Source organism: Actinomadura sp. NPDC049753, assembly GCF_040674655.1.
GTDB lineage: Bacteria > Actinomycetota > Actinomycetes > Streptosporangiales > Streptosporangiaceae > Spirillospora > Spirillospora verrucosospora.
The window spans coordinates 125,168-141,005 of record NZ_JBFARL010000001.1; the positions used below are offsets into that span (position 1 = coordinate 125,168).

The window sequence follows — 15,838 nt, forward strand, 5'->3', positions numbered from 1 at the left end:
GGCAGAGTGGGGGCATGGCGAGGGAGATGCTGGGGATCGACATCGGCGGGTCGGGGATCAAGGGCGCGCCGGTCGACCTGTCGGACGGGACGTTCACCCGGGAGCGGTTCCGGGTGGACACGCCGCAGCCGTCGAAGCCCAAGGCGGTCGCGAAGGTGCTCGCGCAGGTCGTGGAGCATTTCGGGTGGGACGGCCCGGTCGGGGTCACCTATCCCGGCGTGGTGGTCGACGGCGTGACGATGTCGGCGGCGAACGTGTCCGGGCGGTGGATCGGGCTGGAGGCGCGAGCGCTGATCGCGGACGCGACCGGACGGGAGATCACGCTGCTCAACGACGCGGACGCGGCGGGGATCGCGGAGATGCGGCTCGGCGCGGGACGCGGGCGGCGCGGGACGGTCGTCGTGCTCACGCTGGGGACGGGGATCGGCAGCGCGCTGTTCACCGACGGCGTCCTCGTCCCGAACACCGAGTTCGGCCACCTCCAGATCGACGGCGAGGACGCCGAGGTCCGCGCGGCGGCGAGGGCGCGGGAGGAGGAGGACCTCAGCTGGAAGAAGTGGGCGAAGCGGCTGAGCGTGTACATGGCCCACCTGGAGGCGCTGATCTCCCCCTCGCTGATCATCGTGGGGGGCGGGGTGAGCAAGAAGTCCGAGCACTTCCTTCCGCTGATCAAGGGTGTCCGGGCGGAGATCGTCCCGGCACGGCTGGTGAACAACGCGGGCATCGTGGGGGCGGCGATGGCGGCCGAGGCCGCTCATGACGCAGCGGCCGAGGCCGCTCACCACGGAGCGGCGAAGTCGGCGGGCGCCCTGGAGGCCGCGCGTTAGGGCGTCCGGAAGCGGACGGTCGCGATCTCCCAGGGGCGCAGTGACAGCGTGGCCGTCCCGTCGTGCACGTCGAGCGGGATGCCGGGGCGTCCGCGCAGGTCGACGCGGGTCGCCTCGGTGAAATCGCCCCGCAGGACGGCCGTGGTGGGACGCGCGCACTGGGCGACCATCCGGGTCTCGGTCCAGCCGTCGCGGAGGCGGAGGGAGGTCATCGCCACGCCGTCGCCCGTGATCGAGAGGCCCGCCCGGGCGGCCGGGAGGGGTGTGGCCGCCCGTCCGTAACCGGCGGCGGTGAGCAGGTCATGGCGGTATGCCTCCGCGGCCTCCAGGACATCGGTTCCGGGCGCCTCCCCGGAGTACGGCATGATCGCGAAGCCGACCGCGCGCTCGCCCCGGCACTGGGCCCGCGGCGTGGGAAGCTGCGGCCCGGCGGGCTGGTCGCGGTAGGCGTTGCGGTCCCGCGACAGGTAGCCGATCGAGCGCAGCAGAGTGAGCGCCAGCTCCCGTCCGCCGAGCACCTCGTACTCGGTGACGTGCTCCAGCAGGACGGCAAGGCCGCCCGCGGCGACGAACCCGGACGCGGGGAACGTCGGCACCGGCCGCTCCCCGAAGCCGCCCTCCGCCGAGGGCCCGCGCTCGACGATCGCGAACTGCCCCTCGGCGAAGGACGAGCCGGCCTGGCGCGGCAGCGACATGTGCAGCCGGACGCGGTGGTCGTCGCACCGGTTGTCGAACGCGACGCGCAGCCGCAGGAAGGGCTCGCCGGCGCGCAGTTCCGCGCGGGTGGTGACGGTCACGTCCTCTTCGGCGTCGGACCGGGCGTCGCGGGAGACGTCTCCGGAGGCGGGCCACCGGTAGCTCCGGACGATGTCGAGCGCGGCGACGAGCGGCCCGTCCCACACGGGCCGGACGTCCACTGCCAGGGGGTCGCCGATCAGGCGGTCCTCGGCGGGCGGCGCGTAGTTGTAGGAGTCGCCGAGGTCGCCGCCGTCCACGACGCGGCCGGCCCCTTCGACGACGTGGCCGGACGGGGTGCGCAGCTGGAGCGTGCCGTCCTCCCGGACCTCGGCGCGCAGCAGCCCGTTGTCCAGGACGTTCCCCTCGGCCCTCACCGGCCCTTCCTCGGCGCCGCCCGGCGCGACGGGCCGGACGGCGGTGAGCCCCAGGGCGGGCGCGTCGACCAGCGCGGCGACCGTGCGGCGCGGATCGGCCAGGATCCGGACGCGCCAGTCCCCGTCCGCGTCGCGCAGGGCGTCCCGCACCTCGCCGATGTCGAACGGGACGTCGGCGCGGGCGGTCACGTGGAAGGTGAGCGTGCGGTCCTCCCGGGACACCGTCCAGTCGCGGATCTCCTGCCCGAACAGGACCCGCCCGTACACCCGCTCCAGAAGTACCGGCAGTTCGGAGGCCGGGTGGACGGCGTCGTCCAGGACGGTGGGCGCGACGTCGAGCGTCTGGACGGGGACCGGCCGCCCGTCCCCCGTCACCAGCCCGGGTTCCCCTTCGCACGGGATGTCCAGGGTGACGAGGCCGGTCCGCGGAGCGGGGGTCGGGTTGAACACCAGGTGCGAGCCGAGCGGAACGGTCGCGGCGCGCTCGGCGGTGACCAGGTCGCAGACAGCGCGGCCGAGCTGCTCGGCCTCCGCCATGCGGGCCGCGACCTGCTCGGCGGTCTCGTCGCTGCCGCATCCGGTGACCGAGTCGTGGCAGCTCACCTCGATGAGGCGCCGCCACGCCAGGTCGAGGAACCGCTGGGCGTCGCCGGTGTACCAGAGGGCCGTCAGCGGTTCGGCGTACCGCTCCACGACCCGCTCGGCGCGTCCCATCAGCTGCTTGAGCCGGACGCGGGCCGACAGCACGCCCGGCAGGATGTTGGCGCGGGCGTGCGACCGCAGCTCGCCCCGGACGTGCGGCAGGCCGTCCACGGACGCCTTCTCGCCCGCGAAGTACCCGGCGAGCGTGTCGAGCCGCATCGGGAGCCCGGCGGAGGCGACCCGGTCGGCGAGGTCGGGGGCGGGCGCGGTGTGGTCGGCCCCGTACATGGCCAGGAGCGGCCCGCCGCCCGGGTACCAGCGGCCCATCGCCTCCGCGAACCCGGCGACGCGGCCGGGCAGCAGGGACGCGCCGTCCTCGAACTCCTCGAACATCGACGCGGCGTTTCCGTAGCCGCCCTCGGGGAGGTACTGGGTGCGGATCGCGGTGCCGTCCGGCGCCTCCCAGGCGAACGCGCGGGTGCGGACCCGGTCCGGGACGCCGCGCCACACGCAGGCGTGCTCGATCCCCGCGAGCTTGAGGATCTGCGGTGTCTGGGCGCAGTGCCCGAACTGGTCGGGCAGGTAGCCGACCATCATCGCGGCGCCCAGCTCCTCCGCGCGCCGCAGCCCGAGCTCCAGGTTGCGGACGATGTTCTCCCCCGAGCACAGGAACTCGTCGTGCAGGATCTGCCAGGGCCCCACGGCCAGCCGGCCCTCACGGACGAGCGCGGCCAGCCGCTCGCGCCGTTCGGGGCGGATCTCCAGGTAGTCGTCGACGGCGGCCATCTGCCCGTCCAGCGTGAAGTGCCAGCGCGGGTCGGCCTCCATCCCTTCGATGACGCCGTCCAGCAGCGACACCAGGCGGAGCCGGAAGCGCTGGAACGGCAGGTACCACTCGCGGTCCCAGTGGGTGTGGGGCACGACGACGATCTGCGAGCCCTCGGTCCGGCCTTCTACCCGCACAGTGCGATCACCTCGTTCTCATGGGTCTCCAGTCGGTGCATGCCCGCCCCGCCGGCCGGCATCCGGACGCGGTCGCCCCGGACGGCGGTCCGCCGCCCGTCCGGGGCGACCAGCACGGTCCCGTCCGCGCCGAGGGCGACGAGCTCTCCGGCGACGCGCAGCAGCACCGGCGCGTCCAGGCCGGCGGACACGGCCGTCCGGCCCGCCGCGAGCCCGCCCAGGACGTCCGTTCCCTCGGCGAGGACCCAGGTCACGGGCTCGCCGAGGCTCTTCTCCTGCGCCGGATCGTGGAAGTCGCTGCCGCCGAGCGGGACGACGCTCTGCGGCCGCCACTCCTGCGCCCAGGCCAGAGGGGCGCCCCAGCGGCGGTCCCACCAGGACGAATGCCACATCTCGACGAAGCGGGGCCGGTGCTCGGCGGGCAGCGGCCGGCGCCAGGCGCAGTCGCCGCTGAGCGGGTGGTTGATCGACATGAGCCCGCCGCGCGCGGCGGCGGAGGCGGCCCAGTCGGCGCTCGGCCCGCGGAAATCGATCCAGCCGGTGTCGCCGAAGACGTTCGCGTGGCCGAGGTCGGTGGTGACCTCCTGGCCGGGCAGCAGCAGGATCCCGGCGTGCGCGCCGGCGGCGGGCAGCTCGGCGTGGTGGCTGACGGTGTTGTGGTCGGTCACCGCGAGGTAGTCCAGGCCGCGGGAGGCCGCGAGGCACGCCAGTTCGTGGACGGTGAGCGTGCCGTCGCTGTGGACGGTGTGGGAGTGCAGGTCACCGGCGAGCCAGCGCATCCCCTCCGGGGCGGGGAGTTCCGGGCGGGACGGACGTTCCGGGCGTGGGGGCGGAGATTCGTCCGGCCGCCTCGGGCTCTGCCCAGAGGTGGTGACGGTGACCTCGTACGGGACGCCGTCCGGAGGAATCCGATGCAGCCCGAGCCAGACGTGCCAAAGGCCCGGTTCCGGCTCGCCGGGGAGGTACCCGGGCGTTGCCCAGTCGGCGCCTATCGTGAACCGGCGGCGCGCCCCGCCGGACCAGCCGCGGAATCCGCCCGGCCCATGGCAGCCAAGGTCGATCACGCCGCCGTCGAAGGAAAGCTCCACCGTGACGGACGCCGTGCCCCGCGGGACCTCGAAAGGGAGTTCGCGCAGCCCCTGCTCCAGACGGTCTTCAAGAGTCCACCGTCCGCTGTGCACGGTCATCCGCTCCTCCGTCCTCGGTCAGGGGCACCGCCGGCCGTCCGGCCCGGTCGCCGCCGCCCGTCACCAGCTCGCCGTCGCGGTAGAGCAGGACGCGCCCCGGACGCGGCGACGCCCACCCTTCGGCGGAGAGCCGGGTTTCGCGGCCCTCCCCCACGACGACTCGCACCGTCTCGCCGCCGACGTCCAGGGTCACGAGGGAGGACGCGCCGAGGTTCTCCACGACCGACACCCTCCCGGCGAACGCCCCGTCCACCGGTTCGGCGCTGAACTCCATGTACTCGGGACGTACCCCGCAGACGACCTCCTGCCCGTCCAGCACGAGGCCGCGCGCCTCCTCCGGGACGGGGAGCTCGGTTCCGCCGACCGCGACGGCCCCGCCGCGGACCGTGCCGGGCAGCAGGTTCATCGGCGTCGAGCCGATGAACGAGGCCGTGAACAGGTTCGCCGGGCGCCCGAACACCTCCGCGGGCGTGCCGATCTGCCGGATCCGCCCCGACTCCATGACCGCGATCCGGTCGGCGAGCGCCAGGGCCTCCGCCTGGTCGTGCGTGACGAACACCGACGTGAACGCGAGGCGCTGCTGGAACCTCTTCAGGAACGTGCGGGCCTCCAGGCGGAGCCGCGCGTCCAGGTTGGACAGCGGCTCGTCCAGCAGGAGGACCCTCGGGTCGGCCACCACGGCGCGGGCCAGCGCGACCCGCTGCTGCTGGCCGCCCGACAGCTCCCCGGGACGCCGCCGCTCCAGCCCCTGCAGGCCGAGCTCGCGGGCGGCCTCGGCCGCCCGCGAGTACCGGACGGCGCGGCTCTGCTTCCTGACGCGCAGCGGGTAGGCGATGTTGTCCATGACGGTCATGTGCGGGAACAGCGCGTAGTCCTGGAACACCATGCCGACATCGCGCCGCCCCGGCTGGAGCCGCGTCACGTCCTCGTCGCCGAGGCGGATCGTCCCGCCGGTGGCCGCCTCCAGGCCGGCGACCGTGCGCAGCAGCGTCGTCTTCCCGCAGCCGGACGGGCCGAGCAGCGCGAAGAACTCGCCCGCGGCGACGTCGAGGTCGAGCGCGTCCAGGGCCCGCACACCGCCCGGGTACACCTTCGTCAGCCGCCGGATCGTGATGGACCCCATCAGCGCTTGATCCCTCCGTGGAAGCGGAACCCGTACCGGCGGCTGACGAACAGGTACATGAGCACGACCGGCAGGGAGTACAGCAGCGAGAACGTGGAGATCAGCGGCAGGTCCGGCTGGCCGCCCTCGGTGTAGAACGTGTACATGATCACGGAGGCGGGGGCCTTGTCCGGGTTCCGCAGGAGCAGGAACGGCATGAGGAAGTCGCCCCACACCTGCGCGACCGTCCAGACCGTCACGGTGGCGAGCCCGGGGCGGATGACCGGGACGACCACGTGCCGCAGCACCTGGAGCGGGGAGGCGCCGAACACCCGCGCGGCCTCCTCGTAGGACGTGGGCGTCGCGTCGGTGAAGTCCTTCAGCAGGAAGATCGCCGCCGGCAGCAGCCCGCCGGTCAGCACCAGGACCACGCCGAGCCGCGAGTCGATCAGGTGCAGGTTGAAGGCCAGCAGGAACACCGGCACCATCGCGGCCGTCCCGGTGATGATCGACGACAGCAGGAGCAGGACGTACAGCAGCAGGTCCCGGCCCGGGACCCGGACCCGGCTCAGCGCGTAGGCGGCCAGCGACGCGGTCGTGACGACCAGCGCGGCCGTCCCGGCGGCCAGCAGCACCGAGTTGCGCAGCGACGCGAGCGCGTAGGGGTTGTCCAGCAGGACCCGGAAGTTGTGCAGGGTGAACTCGGGCAGCGAGGCCGAGATGCCCGGGTTCGCGTCGAAGGGCGCGAAGGCCAGCCAGAGCAGCGGCAGCGCGAAGAACCCGAGGACGGCCGAGACGAACACCGCCAGCCCGATCCGGCGCAGCAGCTCGCGCACCGTGCCGTTCACGCGGCCGCCCCCTCCGCCGCGCCCGCCTCCGCCGCGCCCGCCTCCGCCGAGCGGGCGCGGCCGCGGTCGCGCAGCGCCCGCAGGTAGACCAGCGCGATCACCAGGTTGACCAGGATCATGATCAGCGAGATGGCGGCGCCGAACCCGAGCCGGCCGTCCCCGAGCGCCGTCCGGTACACGTACACCGACATGATCTCCGAGCGCCCGTCCGGGCCGCCCGCGGTGATCAGGAAGGGGGTGAAGTCGTTGAACGTCCACAGGCTGACCAGCAGCAGGCTCGTCAGCAGGTGGCCCCTGATGCGCGGGAGCACCGCGTCGCGGAGCGTCTGCCACGTGGAGGCGCCCGCGAGCCGAGCCGTCTCCAGGTGGGATGGTGGAACGTTCCCGATCGCCGCTCCGTAGAGCATCATCGAGAACGCCGTGCCGCGCCAGACGTTGAACACGACGACGCACGCCATCGGATGGTCGAGCAGCCACGCCGTGCCCGGGGTGCCGAGCACGGCGTTCAGGGTCCCGCCGTCGCGGTCGAGCAGCGCGATCCACAGGAACGCGATGACCGAGGACGGCAGGATCCAGGCCAGCAGCACCAGGCCCTCGACCAGCCGCCTGACCGGGCCCGCACGGTCGCGCATCACCCACGCGATCGAGAAGCCGAGCACGGTCTGCCCGACCACCGCCGATCCCAGGACGAACTGGAGCGTCAGCCACAGCGACCGGTGGAAGTCCCCGTCGCCGAGCACCGTCCGGTAGTTGCCGGTCCCGACGAACCGCGGCTCGCTGGCGGCGATGCCCGTGAGCCGGTAGTCGGTCGTGCCCAGGTAGAGCGTCCAGAGCGCGGGGAACACCAGGAACACCGCGACCAGGACCAGCGCGGGCGCGACGAAGGCGGCGGCGCGTCCCCGCCCCAGCCCGGCCGCGTCGCCCTCGGAGGACGCGGCCGGGGACGCGACGTCAGCGCGGGGCGACGTGGGAGGCGCCACCGACGATCCCCTCCAGCTTCTTGGCGTACTCGGCGGCGGCCTGGTCCGGGCTCCTCCCCGACACCACGCTCGCCGTCGCCTCCTGCAAGGCCGTCGACACCTGCGGATAGGCCGAGAGCCCGGGACGGTAGGACGTGACGGGCAGCACCTTCTCCGACACGAACGTCAGGAACGGGTCGCCCGCGAGGATCTCCTTGTTCACGTCCGTCCGGGACGTGATCTCGGGGGTGCCGGCCGTCCGCGCCTTGACCATCTCCGGCGAGTTCATGAAGGCCAGCAGCTCGAAGGCCTGCTGCGGGTACTTCGTGTTGGGGTTGAGGACGGTCACCGAGCCGCCCGACATGCTCACGAACGACTGCCCGCGCACGCCGCGGCCCTGGGAGACGGCGGGGATCAGCGCGTAGCCGACGTCCTGGTCGCGGGTGGCCATCCTCGCCACGCCGGTCTTCGGGTTGAGGACGTCCCGCCAGAAGTAGTCGCCCTCGAACAGGATCCCGATCTTGCCGGCGGCGAACTCCTCGAACGACTTGTCGCGCCCCTTGGCCTCCTGCTGGAGCTTCGGGTCGCCGAGGCCCTCGCGGCCGTAGACCTGCGCGTACAGGCCGAGGACCTGCTTGAGCGCCTGGCCGCCGCCCGTCCATCTGCCGTCCGCCCAGATCTCGGCGCCCGCCCCGGCCAGCAGCGGGAGCGTCCCCTGCATGCTGGTGGCCTCGCCCATCGCGGTGCCCGCGTTGAGCTGGATCGGGGTCACGCCGGGGACCTTCTTCAGGGCCCGCCCCGCCGCGACGATCTCCTGCCAGCTCTTCGGCTGCCAGTCGGCGGGCAGCCCGGCCCGCGCGAACAGCTTCTTGTTGAAGAAGATGAGGCGGCCGTCGGTCCCGGGCGGGATCCCGTACCTCTCGTCCTCGAACGTCGCCAGCCGCTGGACCGACCCGGGGATCCGGGACCAGCCGTCCCAGGCGCCGGCGGGGGCGCCGACCGCCTTCGAGAGCGGCAGGATGTAGCCGGCCTGCGCGAACTCACCGACCCAGATGCCGTCGATGTCCATGATGTCGGCACCGGAGCGCGACTTCAGGTCGAGCGCCAGCTTGGTCTTGTACACCTCGTCGTCCACGCCCTGGCCGCGGAACGTCACCTTCGCCGTGACGCCCTTGGCCTTCTGCGCCGCGACGAACTTCGGGATCACCGTTCTGGTGATCCACACGGCCTCTTCGGTGTTCTTGCCGCCCTCGATGGCGTTGCGGGTGATCGTCAGGGAGAAGCTCTTGGCGTCCTTGCCCCGGTCGGGGTCCGTCGAGGATCCGCCGCCGCACCCGGCGAGCGCCGCGCCCGCCATCGCGAGCGCGGCCGCCGCGCCGATCCGCCTCCTGGAGAAGCCCCTGCTGGAGAAGACCATGGGTGACCTCCTACAAGCGTCACCACATAACGTGAACGAAGAATTCGATCACGTAAAGAGCCGGAGATCGTTTTTCTGGTTCAGGGGTCCATCAGCTCGGCGGACCGTGCCGCGAACGCCTCCATGGCCTTCGCCGTGATCGGGCCCGGGGCCGCCGGGAGGACCGTCCCGTCCACCGCCCGGATCGGCTGGACGTCGCGGGTCGTGGAGGTCAGGAACGCCTCGTCCGCGCGGTACAGGTCCTCCAGCGCGACGTCCTCCTCCTCGCCGCCGCACCACTCCAGCGTGAGCGCGCGCGTCACCCCGGCCAGGCAGCCCGACGCCAGCGGCGGAGTGACGAGGCGCCCGCCGAGGACGACGAAGATGTTGCTGCCCGTCCCCTCGCACAGGTTCCCGGCGGTGTTGCCGAAGATCGCCTCGCCGCCGCCGCGCTCCTTGGCGTAGGCCAGCGCCAGGGCGTTCTCCGCGTAGGAGGTGGTCTTGAGGCCGGACAGGGCGCCCCGCTCGTTGCGCGGCCACGGCACGACCGTCACGTCCGCCGTCGCCGGGAACGGGTCCTGCAGGCCGACGATGATCGACACGGTCGGGCCCTCGTCGCCGCGCGCGGAGCCGAGCGGGCCCGGGCCGCTGGTGTAGGTGATGCGGATCCGCGCCAGCGGCCACTTCGGCGCGGCCGCGAGCACCTCCAGCGTGCCCTGCGCCAGGGCGTCGTGGTCGGGCTCCGGCAGGCCGAGGCCGGCCGCCGAACGGGCCAGCCGCCGCAGATGCCGGGTCAGCGCGAACGGCTCCCCGTTCGTCGCCTTCACGGTCTCGAAGATCCCGTCCCCGACGAGCATGCCGTGGTCGAAGACCGACACCGTCGCCCGCTCAGGGTCGAGCAGTTCCCCGTTCAGCCAGATCCTGGCCTGCTCCGTCACCGGAAGCCACCTCCAATAGCCGAGCCGCCTTCAGCTCGGTCTCGCGCCACTCGCGAAGCGGATCGGACCCCCACGTGATGCCGGCGCCGGTGCCGAACCGCAGCAGGCCGTCCTGCGCCCAGAACGTCCGGATGCCCACGGCGAGGGCGCCGCGCCGGGAGTCCGCGTCCACCCAGCCGACGGCCCCACAGTACGGCCCCCGGGGGACGGGTTCGAGCTCTTCCAGCAGCCGCAACGCGCTCGACTTCGGCGCGCCCGTCACCGAACCGGGAGGAAACGTCGCGGCGATCAGCTCCGGCCAGCCGCCCCCCGCCAGCCGCGCCCGGACGGCCGACACCAGATGGACGAGCCCCGGATGCTCCTCCAGCGCGCACAGCTCCGGCACGCTCACCGACCCGGTCTCCGCCACCCGCCCGAGGTCGTTGCGGACCAGGTCGACGATCATCACGTTCTCGGCGCGGTCCTTGGGCAGCAGGTCGTCCGCCGTCCGGCCCGTCCCCTTGATCGGACGCGACTCGACCACCCGCCCGTCCCGCCGCAGGTACAACTCCGGCGAGGCCGACGCCACCTCCAGGCCCGGCAGCTCCAGCGTCATCGCGTGGGGCGCGGGATGGCGCCCCGCGAGCCTCGCCCCCAGCCCGGCGATGCCGGCGCCACCGGGCAGCTCCGCGGAGAGCACGCGGCAGAGATTCGCCTGGTAGACCACACCGTCCGCGATCGCGCCGCGGATGCGCTCGACGCCCGCGACGTAGGCGGCCTCGTCCAGCGAACTCGTCCACTCCCCCGGGCCGAGCCACGGGCCCCCCGGATGCGGCGCGGGCCTGACCGTCTCGAACCGGGCGCATGTGACCTTCCCCTCATAGGTCACCACGACCGCCCACCAGCCGCGCGAATCCAGCGCCCCGAGGTCGGAGGTCACATCCGCGAGCCCGGTCGCCAGCAGGCCCCCGGCATAGGCGAAGCTCACCCCAGCACGCACCCGAACGAATCCGCCAGGCCCGCCAGCCCGGCATCCGTCACGACCAGCGCCCGCCGCGTCCTGCCCCGCTCGAACCAGCCCAGCTCGATCATCCGGCTGGTCAGCGCCTGCCCCAGCGCCCCGTTCAGGTGCGGCCGCCGCTCCGTCCAGTCGAGGCAGTGCCACGCGAACCTCCGCCGCGCCCTCCGCAGTGCCGCCAGATCCAGGCCCAGCGCCTCAAGACGCTCCTCGCCCTTCTCCGTCACCTCGTAGGCGTCGCCGTCCGCCGCCTCGATCAGGCCGCCGTCCACCAGCGCCGCGAACAACGTCACCCCGGCCATGCCGGCGAGATGGTCGTAACACGTCCGCGCATCGTGCAGGCGCCGCGCCTCCCGCGACTGCCGCAGGCTGTTCACCCGCACCGGCGGGCTGATCCGCGACAGCGCCTCGATCACCTGGGCCACATCACTGCCCCGCAACCGGTAGTACCGGTGCCGCCCCTGCTTCACGACCGTCACGAACCCGCCGTCCAGCAGACGCGACAGGTGCGCGCTCGCCGTCTGGGCGCTCACCCCCGCCGTCCTCGCCAGCTCCCCCGCCGCGAGCGGACGCCCGTCCAGCAGCGCCGTCAGCATCGCGGCCCGCGCCCGGTCCGCCAGCAGAGCCGCCACCGGCGCGAAGTCCACACCCACGACCTGTTCTGAGCCCATGCCACCGAGCCTAGGCGACCCACCCTTCGACCAGCGCCGAAGCATCCGCGCCCCGCCCCGCCCCGCAATCCGGTTCGCGTCACCGCCCCGGACGCGCTAATGTTTTCCCCGTCGCCGCAGGGCGCAAGCGGAAGTGGCTCAGGGGTAGAGCATCACCTTGCCAAGGTGAGGGTCGCGGGTTCAAATCCCGTCTTCCGCTCTGAGGGGCCTTTCAGGCTATGACCAGAAGGTCTCCTTCTGGTGGAGTGGCCGAGAGGCGAGGCAACGGCCTGCAAAGCCGTGTACACGGGTTCAAATCCCGTCTCCACCTCAACCCGTACCTCTCCGGAGGACACGGACCCGGGCGATTAGCTCAGTGGGAGAGCGCTACCTTGACACGGTAGAGGCCACTGGTTCAATCCCAGTATCGCCCACGAGTCGGGTCATCGTGGTCGGCGCTTTGGCGCCCTCCCGGTGGCCCGCAATGCTTTCCTGGGGGCGACCCCCAGACCCCCGAGTCGGGCCACCATGGTCGGCGCCTTAGCGCCCTCCCGGTGGCCCGCAATGCTTTCCCGGGGGGCGACCCCCAGACCCCCGAGTCGGGACTCCGGCCCCCACTCCCCCTGCGTGCGGGCCGGGGTTTCGTGCGCACCTTGAGGCTCGCGGTCGGCTTCGGCGAACACCCTTTTGGCGGCTGGGTCCCCCCATCACCGTGCGCGCTTTCCTCGCTGGCTCACCTGGGTCCCTGAGACCGCGACCCGTCATCCGCCGTGCCTTGTCGCCTTCCCGCGAACGCCGCCGCTCCTGGAACTCGGGTCCAGGAGCGGCGTTGCGGCGTTCCGGGTCAGGGGCGGCCGCTGCTTACGGCGTGGTACTGGAGGTCCTGTACCGGTGGGGTCGCGGTCACGGTGAAGGGGGAGGTGACTGTGGCGGTTGTGGCGCTGTTGCGGGTCACTGACGCGGTGTTGGTGCCGTTCGCCAGGGGGAACAAGCGCGCCTGGACGCCGGCCGCCGCGTCGTAGGTGCTCGCCGTTCCTCCGATGGTGGCCCGGACCTGAGCGGCGGCGGTGAGGAAGGTGAGGACCTCCACCTTGTCGCGCGGGGTCGCGGTGCCGGAGCGCGGCACCATGAACTTCGTCTGGCCGCCCGAGGTCGGCTTGAGGGACGCGGCCTGAGTGCGGTGGGTCAGGTAGACCGTGTCGCGCGCGATGACCGGCCACTTCCCGGTCTTGAGGCGGGTCAGGTAGTAGGACGCCAGGTCCAGGTACGCGCCGTCATTGTGCGGGGAGGGCGCGAACTGGGTGCCCTCGGAGAAGTCGTTCCACGTGGTGAGCTGGACCCAGTCGGCGCCGCCGTCGATGGCGTTCTGCCAGGTGGTCCGGAGGTTCTCGGTGTTGTTGGCCTCGTCGTAGATGCCCTGGTTGGGCCTTTCGTCCTGGACGGCGACCGGCTGCATCCAGATCTTGCCGAGGCCGTGCGAGGCGCTGATGTTGCCGCCGATGCCGCCCTGGAGGTTCGGGCTCCGGTTGCCCCAGTTGGAGAAGCCGTAGCTGACCGAGGCGTAGTTCTTGTAGTTGGCGCCGAAGTTGAGGAACACCGGGACGAGCGCGGGCTTGGCGCCGAGGCCCGTCATGGCGGTGCTCAGCGCCGCGTACCAGTCGGCGGTGCGGTTCTCGGCCTTGAACGGCGAGACGACCACGCGCCCGTCGGGCAGCCTGTAGACCGCCGGCGACTTGGCGAGGCCCGCCAGCTCGGCGGCGAGGCCCGCCGCGTCCAGGCCCTTGATCTGGGTGGCGGTCATGTCGGGCATCAGGACGATCCTGAAGCCCGGGTCGACCTGCTCGGCCGCCTTGACGAGCAGTTCCACCCGCTTGCGGTGCGGACTGGTGGCCGAGAGGTTGAGCAGGTCGACCGTGAAGCCGTCCAGGCCGGCCGCGACGGCCGTGCGGACCTCGCGCTTCATGTCCTCCAGCTGGTAGTCGCCGCTGATCGACGCGCGGGGCGCCGGACGGTCGCGCAGCAGCCCCCCGTAGGCCTGATGGATCCCGCCCTCACCGGCCGGACTCAGGTAGTTGCGGGCGTAGTAGTCCGTCTCGGGCGCCTTGTTGTCCAGCGAGACCGGATACGGGGTGAAGTAGTGCGCGAACACCTTCTGCTTGGAAGCGCGGAGGGTCGCGGTGGCGGGCAGGTCGAACGGCAGGGCCTTGGTGGTGCTCGCCTCGGCCACGCCCTCGACCGGCACCGGCTCCCGCGCGGTCCACCCGCACCCGGCCGCCAGGACCCCGCCCAGCAGCAGGACCCCTGCGGCCCGCGAAAAGGTGATCTTCATGGGGCCGCACCGTACTGCACCACCCGCGCCGCCATCTCAAGATCACTCCAATCGGTCTCAAGGACGGGCGGTGTCGAGGCGAGCCATCGCGGCACGGCGGTCGCCCCGACCGGTCGGAGCGGGCGGGACGGCCAGCACCTCCTTGCTTGACGTTAGGCAGGTAGATGCCTGCATAATGAGCGTGTGAATTCGGGAGGGATGGATTCGGTCTTCAAGGCGTTGGCCGATCCCACGCGGCGCCTTCTGCTCGACCGGTTGCGGGAGCAGAACGGGCAGACGCTGCGTGAGCTGTGCGAACGGCTGGACATGGCGCGGCAGTCGGCGACGCAGCATCTCGACATCCTGGTGGGGGCCGGGCTCGTGACCGTCGTCAGGCGGGGGCGGGAGCGGGTCCACTACCTCAACCCGGCGCCGATCCACGAGATCGAGGAACGCTGGATCTCCGAGTTCGACAGGCCCCGCCTGCAAGTGCTCAGCGCCATCAAGGCCCAGGCAGAGGAGTACGCCATGACCGGCGAACCGACGACCGTCCCGACCTATGTCTATGTCACCTACATCCGAGCGAGCGCCGAGCAGGTGTGGCGCGCCCTGACCGACGCGGACCTGACGGCGCGGTACTGGGGGCACGCCAACATCTCGGACTGGCAGCCGGGCTCGCCCTGGGAGCACCGGCGCTCCGACGGGTCAGGGGTGGTCGACGGCGTCGGCCGGGTGCTGGTGGCCGAACCGCCGACGCGCCTGGCCATCACCTTCGAGGACTCCCCTGGCGTCGAGCCGCCCAGGGACGCGTCGGTCGTCACCTTCCTCGTCGAGCCGCACCACGACATCGTCCGGCTCACCGTGACCCACGAGAACCTCCCCAACGAGGAGATGCTCAACGGCATCTCGCAGGGGTGGCCGGCCGTCGTGGCCAACCTCAAGTCGCTGCTGGAGACCGGCGACGTCCTCCCGCAGGTGCCGTGGGAGATGGCCGGTACGCAGGCCTGAGCAGAGGAGGACACCATGGACACCGCTCCGCTGCGGGACGCCTACCGTGCCCTGCTGGACGCCGCCGCGGCGGCCGGCTCCGATGCCGTTCCACCGCCGGGCGAATGGAACGTCGAGCAGATCCTGGCGCACGTCAGCATCATCAGCGCCGTCACGATCAGCGCCGTCTCCGCCGTCGCGTCGGCCACGATCGCGACCTACGACAACCGCATGGCCCAGGAGCCCTGGACCATCGAGCGCGTCATCGCGCAGGCCGGCGGCGGCGCAGGGCTCCGGGACCGCATCGCTTCCCAGGCGGACGCTCTCTGCACGCTCGGGCCGATACTCGACGGCGCCGAACTCGACACCCCGGTGCCGACCCGGCTCGTGTCCAACGGCGACCTGCTGGTCGATCAGCCCGTTCCTCTGCGCGATCTGCTCGGCGGTCTCGCCGAGACGGAGCTGCCCGGCCACACACGGCAGATCCTTGCCCTGACGCCGTGACTACGGCGCCGTGCCCGCGCGGGCGTGGACGCCGAGGACGTGGGCGAACAGGGCGGGAGCCCGGGAGCCTCCCACCGTGTCCGGGAGGACGTCGGGGGTGAGCGTCCATTCCGCGCCCACCCACGAGTCGCCGATGGAGCCCTCGCTGGAGGGCAGGTCGTTGCAGGACTGCCGGACGCGCATGGTGCGCACCGACTCCGCCGCGGGCGTGTCGGTCTCGACCAGGAGCACCGGGACCCCGACCAGGGGGCCGTCCTCGACCAGGCGCAGGAGGTGGTGGGCCTCCTCGCCGTCGAGCGCGGCGCCGGCGTCCATGACGACGACCAGGCGCAGCGGCGGCCCCGCGGCCGGCCCGTCGTCGCCGCCGATGCGGCGCAGGTCGACCAGGTCGAGGAGGCGGCGGAGGCGTTCGGCGGCC

At 72.6% G+C, this 15,838-nt stretch carries 13 protein-coding genes, 3 tRNA genes and 1 pseudogene; 6 read left to right on the forward strand and 11 right to left on the reverse strand.

Annotated elements, in window-relative coordinates; all coding sequences use genetic code 11:
• The first annotated feature begins 14 nt into the window (after positions 1-14).
• Positions 15-827 carry a polyphosphate--glucose phosphotransferase gene (gene ppgK, locus AB0K37_RS00660; protein WP_363972607.1) on the forward strand — a complete coding sequence of 271 codons (813 nt, stop codon included), beginning with the start codon at positions 15-17 and terminating at the stop codon, positions 825-827.
• Here the strand turns inward: ppgK and AB0K37_RS00665 are convergent.
• The 9 genes from AB0K37_RS00665 to AB0K37_RS00705 form a co-directional block, all read right to left on the reverse strand.
• A complete protein-coding gene (locus AB0K37_RS00665; protein ID WP_363972610.1) occupies positions 824-3,544 on the reverse strand; it encodes an alpha-mannosidase in 2,721 nt (906 codons plus the stop codon). The genes ppgK and AB0K37_RS00665 overlap by 4 nt on opposite strands.
• Positions 3,535-4,731, reverse strand: coding sequence for a CehA/McbA family metallohydrolase (locus AB0K37_RS00670; protein WP_363972613.1), 1,197 nt, complete (start codon positions 4,729-4,731; stop codon positions 3,535-3,537). Before AB0K37_RS00670 ends, AB0K37_RS00665 begins: the two co-directional genes overlap by 10 nt.
• The gene (locus tag AB0K37_RS00675) at positions 4,700-5,854 is read right to left on the reverse strand and encodes an ABC transporter ATP-binding protein (RefSeq protein WP_363972616.1); all 1,155 of its coding nucleotides are present in this window, start codon (positions 5,852-5,854) and stop codon (positions 4,700-4,702) included. Before AB0K37_RS00675 ends, AB0K37_RS00670 begins: the two co-directional genes overlap by 32 nt.
• Complete coding sequence (locus tag AB0K37_RS00680; protein WP_363972619.1) at positions 5,854-6,681, reverse strand: carbohydrate ABC transporter permease; 828 nt, start codon at positions 6,679-6,681, stop codon at positions 5,854-5,856. Before AB0K37_RS00680 ends, AB0K37_RS00675 begins: the two co-directional genes overlap by 1 nt.
• On the reverse strand, positions 6,678-7,661 hold the full coding sequence (locus AB0K37_RS00685) for a sugar ABC transporter permease (protein WP_363972621.1): 984 nt from the start codon (positions 7,659-7,661) through the stop codon (positions 6,678-6,680). Before AB0K37_RS00685 ends, AB0K37_RS00680 begins: the two co-directional genes overlap by 4 nt.
• The gene (locus tag AB0K37_RS00690; protein ID WP_363972624.1) at positions 7,633-9,057 is read right to left on the reverse strand and encodes an extracellular solute-binding protein; all 1,425 of its coding nucleotides are present in this window, start codon (positions 9,055-9,057) and stop codon (positions 7,633-7,635) included. The genes AB0K37_RS00685 and AB0K37_RS00690 overlap by 29 nt, the downstream gene beginning before the upstream one ends.
• 80 nt (positions 9,058-9,137) lie before the next feature.
• Entirely contained in the window at positions 9,138-9,974 is an 837-nt protein-coding gene (locus AB0K37_RS00695) for an aminodeoxychorismate lyase (protein WP_363972627.1), read from the reverse strand.
• Positions 9,925-10,941, reverse strand: coding sequence for a chorismate-binding protein (locus tag AB0K37_RS00700; RefSeq protein WP_363972630.1), 1,017 nt, complete (start codon positions 10,939-10,941; stop codon positions 9,925-9,927). The genes AB0K37_RS00695 and AB0K37_RS00700 overlap by 50 nt, the downstream gene beginning before the upstream one ends.
• Complete coding sequence (locus AB0K37_RS00705) at positions 10,938-11,642, reverse strand: helix-turn-helix domain-containing protein (protein WP_363972633.1); 705 nt, start codon at positions 11,640-11,642, stop codon at positions 10,938-10,940. The genes AB0K37_RS00700 and AB0K37_RS00705 overlap by 4 nt, the downstream gene beginning before the upstream one ends.
• 127 nt (positions 11,643-11,769) lie before the next feature.
• On the opposite strand from AB0K37_RS00705, the gene AB0K37_RS00710 reads away from it, so the two are divergent.
• The 3 genes from AB0K37_RS00710 (at position 11,770) to AB0K37_RS00720 (ending at position 12,055) form a co-directional block, all read left to right on the forward strand.
• Positions 11,770-11,841: transfer RNA gene (locus AB0K37_RS00710), tRNA-Gly, on the forward strand.
• Positions 11,842-11,881: 40 nt separating this feature from the next.
• Positions 11,882-11,952 (forward strand) — tRNA-Cys (locus AB0K37_RS00715).
• A gap of 31 nt (positions 11,953-11,983) precedes the next feature.
• A tRNA-Val gene (locus tag AB0K37_RS00720) sits at positions 11,984-12,055 on the forward strand.
• 410 nt (positions 12,056-12,465) lie between these two features.
• Here AB0K37_RS00720 and AB0K37_RS00725 read toward each other — a convergent pair.
• Positions 12,466-13,950: a glycoside hydrolase family 71 protein gene (locus AB0K37_RS00725; protein ID WP_363972636.1), complete on the reverse strand. Its 1,485-nt coding sequence runs from the start codon at positions 13,948-13,950 to the stop codon at positions 12,466-12,468.
• 198 nt (positions 13,951-14,148) lie between these two features.
• Here AB0K37_RS00725 and AB0K37_RS00730 point away from each other — a divergent pair, with 198 nt between their 5' ends.
• Together AB0K37_RS00730 and AB0K37_RS00735 are read left to right on the forward strand one after the other, a co-directional pair.
• A complete protein-coding gene (locus AB0K37_RS00730; RefSeq protein WP_363972639.1) occupies positions 14,149-14,937 on the forward strand; it encodes a metalloregulator ArsR/SmtB family transcription factor in 789 nt (262 codons plus the stop codon).
• A gap of 15 nt (positions 14,938-14,952) precedes the next feature.
• Positions 14,953-15,420 (forward strand): hypothetical protein, encoded by a 468-nt coding sequence (locus AB0K37_RS00735; protein WP_363972642.1) that lies wholly within the window; start codon positions 14,953-14,955, stop codon positions 15,418-15,420.
• Here AB0K37_RS00735 and AB0K37_RS00740 read toward each other — a convergent pair.
• Positions 15,421-15,838: pseudogene (locus AB0K37_RS00740) on the reverse strand (stress protein); the annotation flags it as partial.

Coding starts and splice junctions, on each gene's coding strand:
- ppgK (WP_363972607.1), top strand. CDS start 15: ATGGCGAGGGAGATGCTGGGGATCGACATCGGCGGGTCGGGGATCAAG.
- AB0K37_RS00670 (WP_363972613.1), bottom strand. CDS start 4,731: ATGACCGTGCACAGCGGACGGTGGACTCTTGAAGACCGTCTGGAGCAG.
- AB0K37_RS00675 (WP_363972616.1), bottom strand. CDS start 5,854: ATGGGGTCCATCACGATCCGGCGGCTGACGAAGGTGTACCCGGGCGGT.
- AB0K37_RS00690 (WP_363972624.1), bottom strand. CDS start 9,057: ATGGTCTTCTCCAGCAGGGGCTTCTCCAGGAGGCGGATCGGCGCGGCG.
- AB0K37_RS00705 (WP_363972633.1), bottom strand. CDS start 11,642: ATGGGCTCAGAACAGGTCGTGGGTGTGGACTTCGCGCCGGTGGCGGCT.
- AB0K37_RS00725 (WP_363972636.1), bottom strand. CDS start 13,950: ATGAAGATCACCTTTTCGCGGGCCGCAGGGGTCCTGCTGCTGGGCGGG.
- AB0K37_RS00730 (WP_363972639.1), top strand. CDS start 14,149: ATGGATTCGGTCTTCAAGGCGTTGGCCGATCCCACGCGGCGCCTTCTG.
- AB0K37_RS00735 (WP_363972642.1), top strand. CDS start 14,953: ATGGACACCGCTCCGCTGCGGGACGCCTACCGTGCCCTGCTGGACGCC.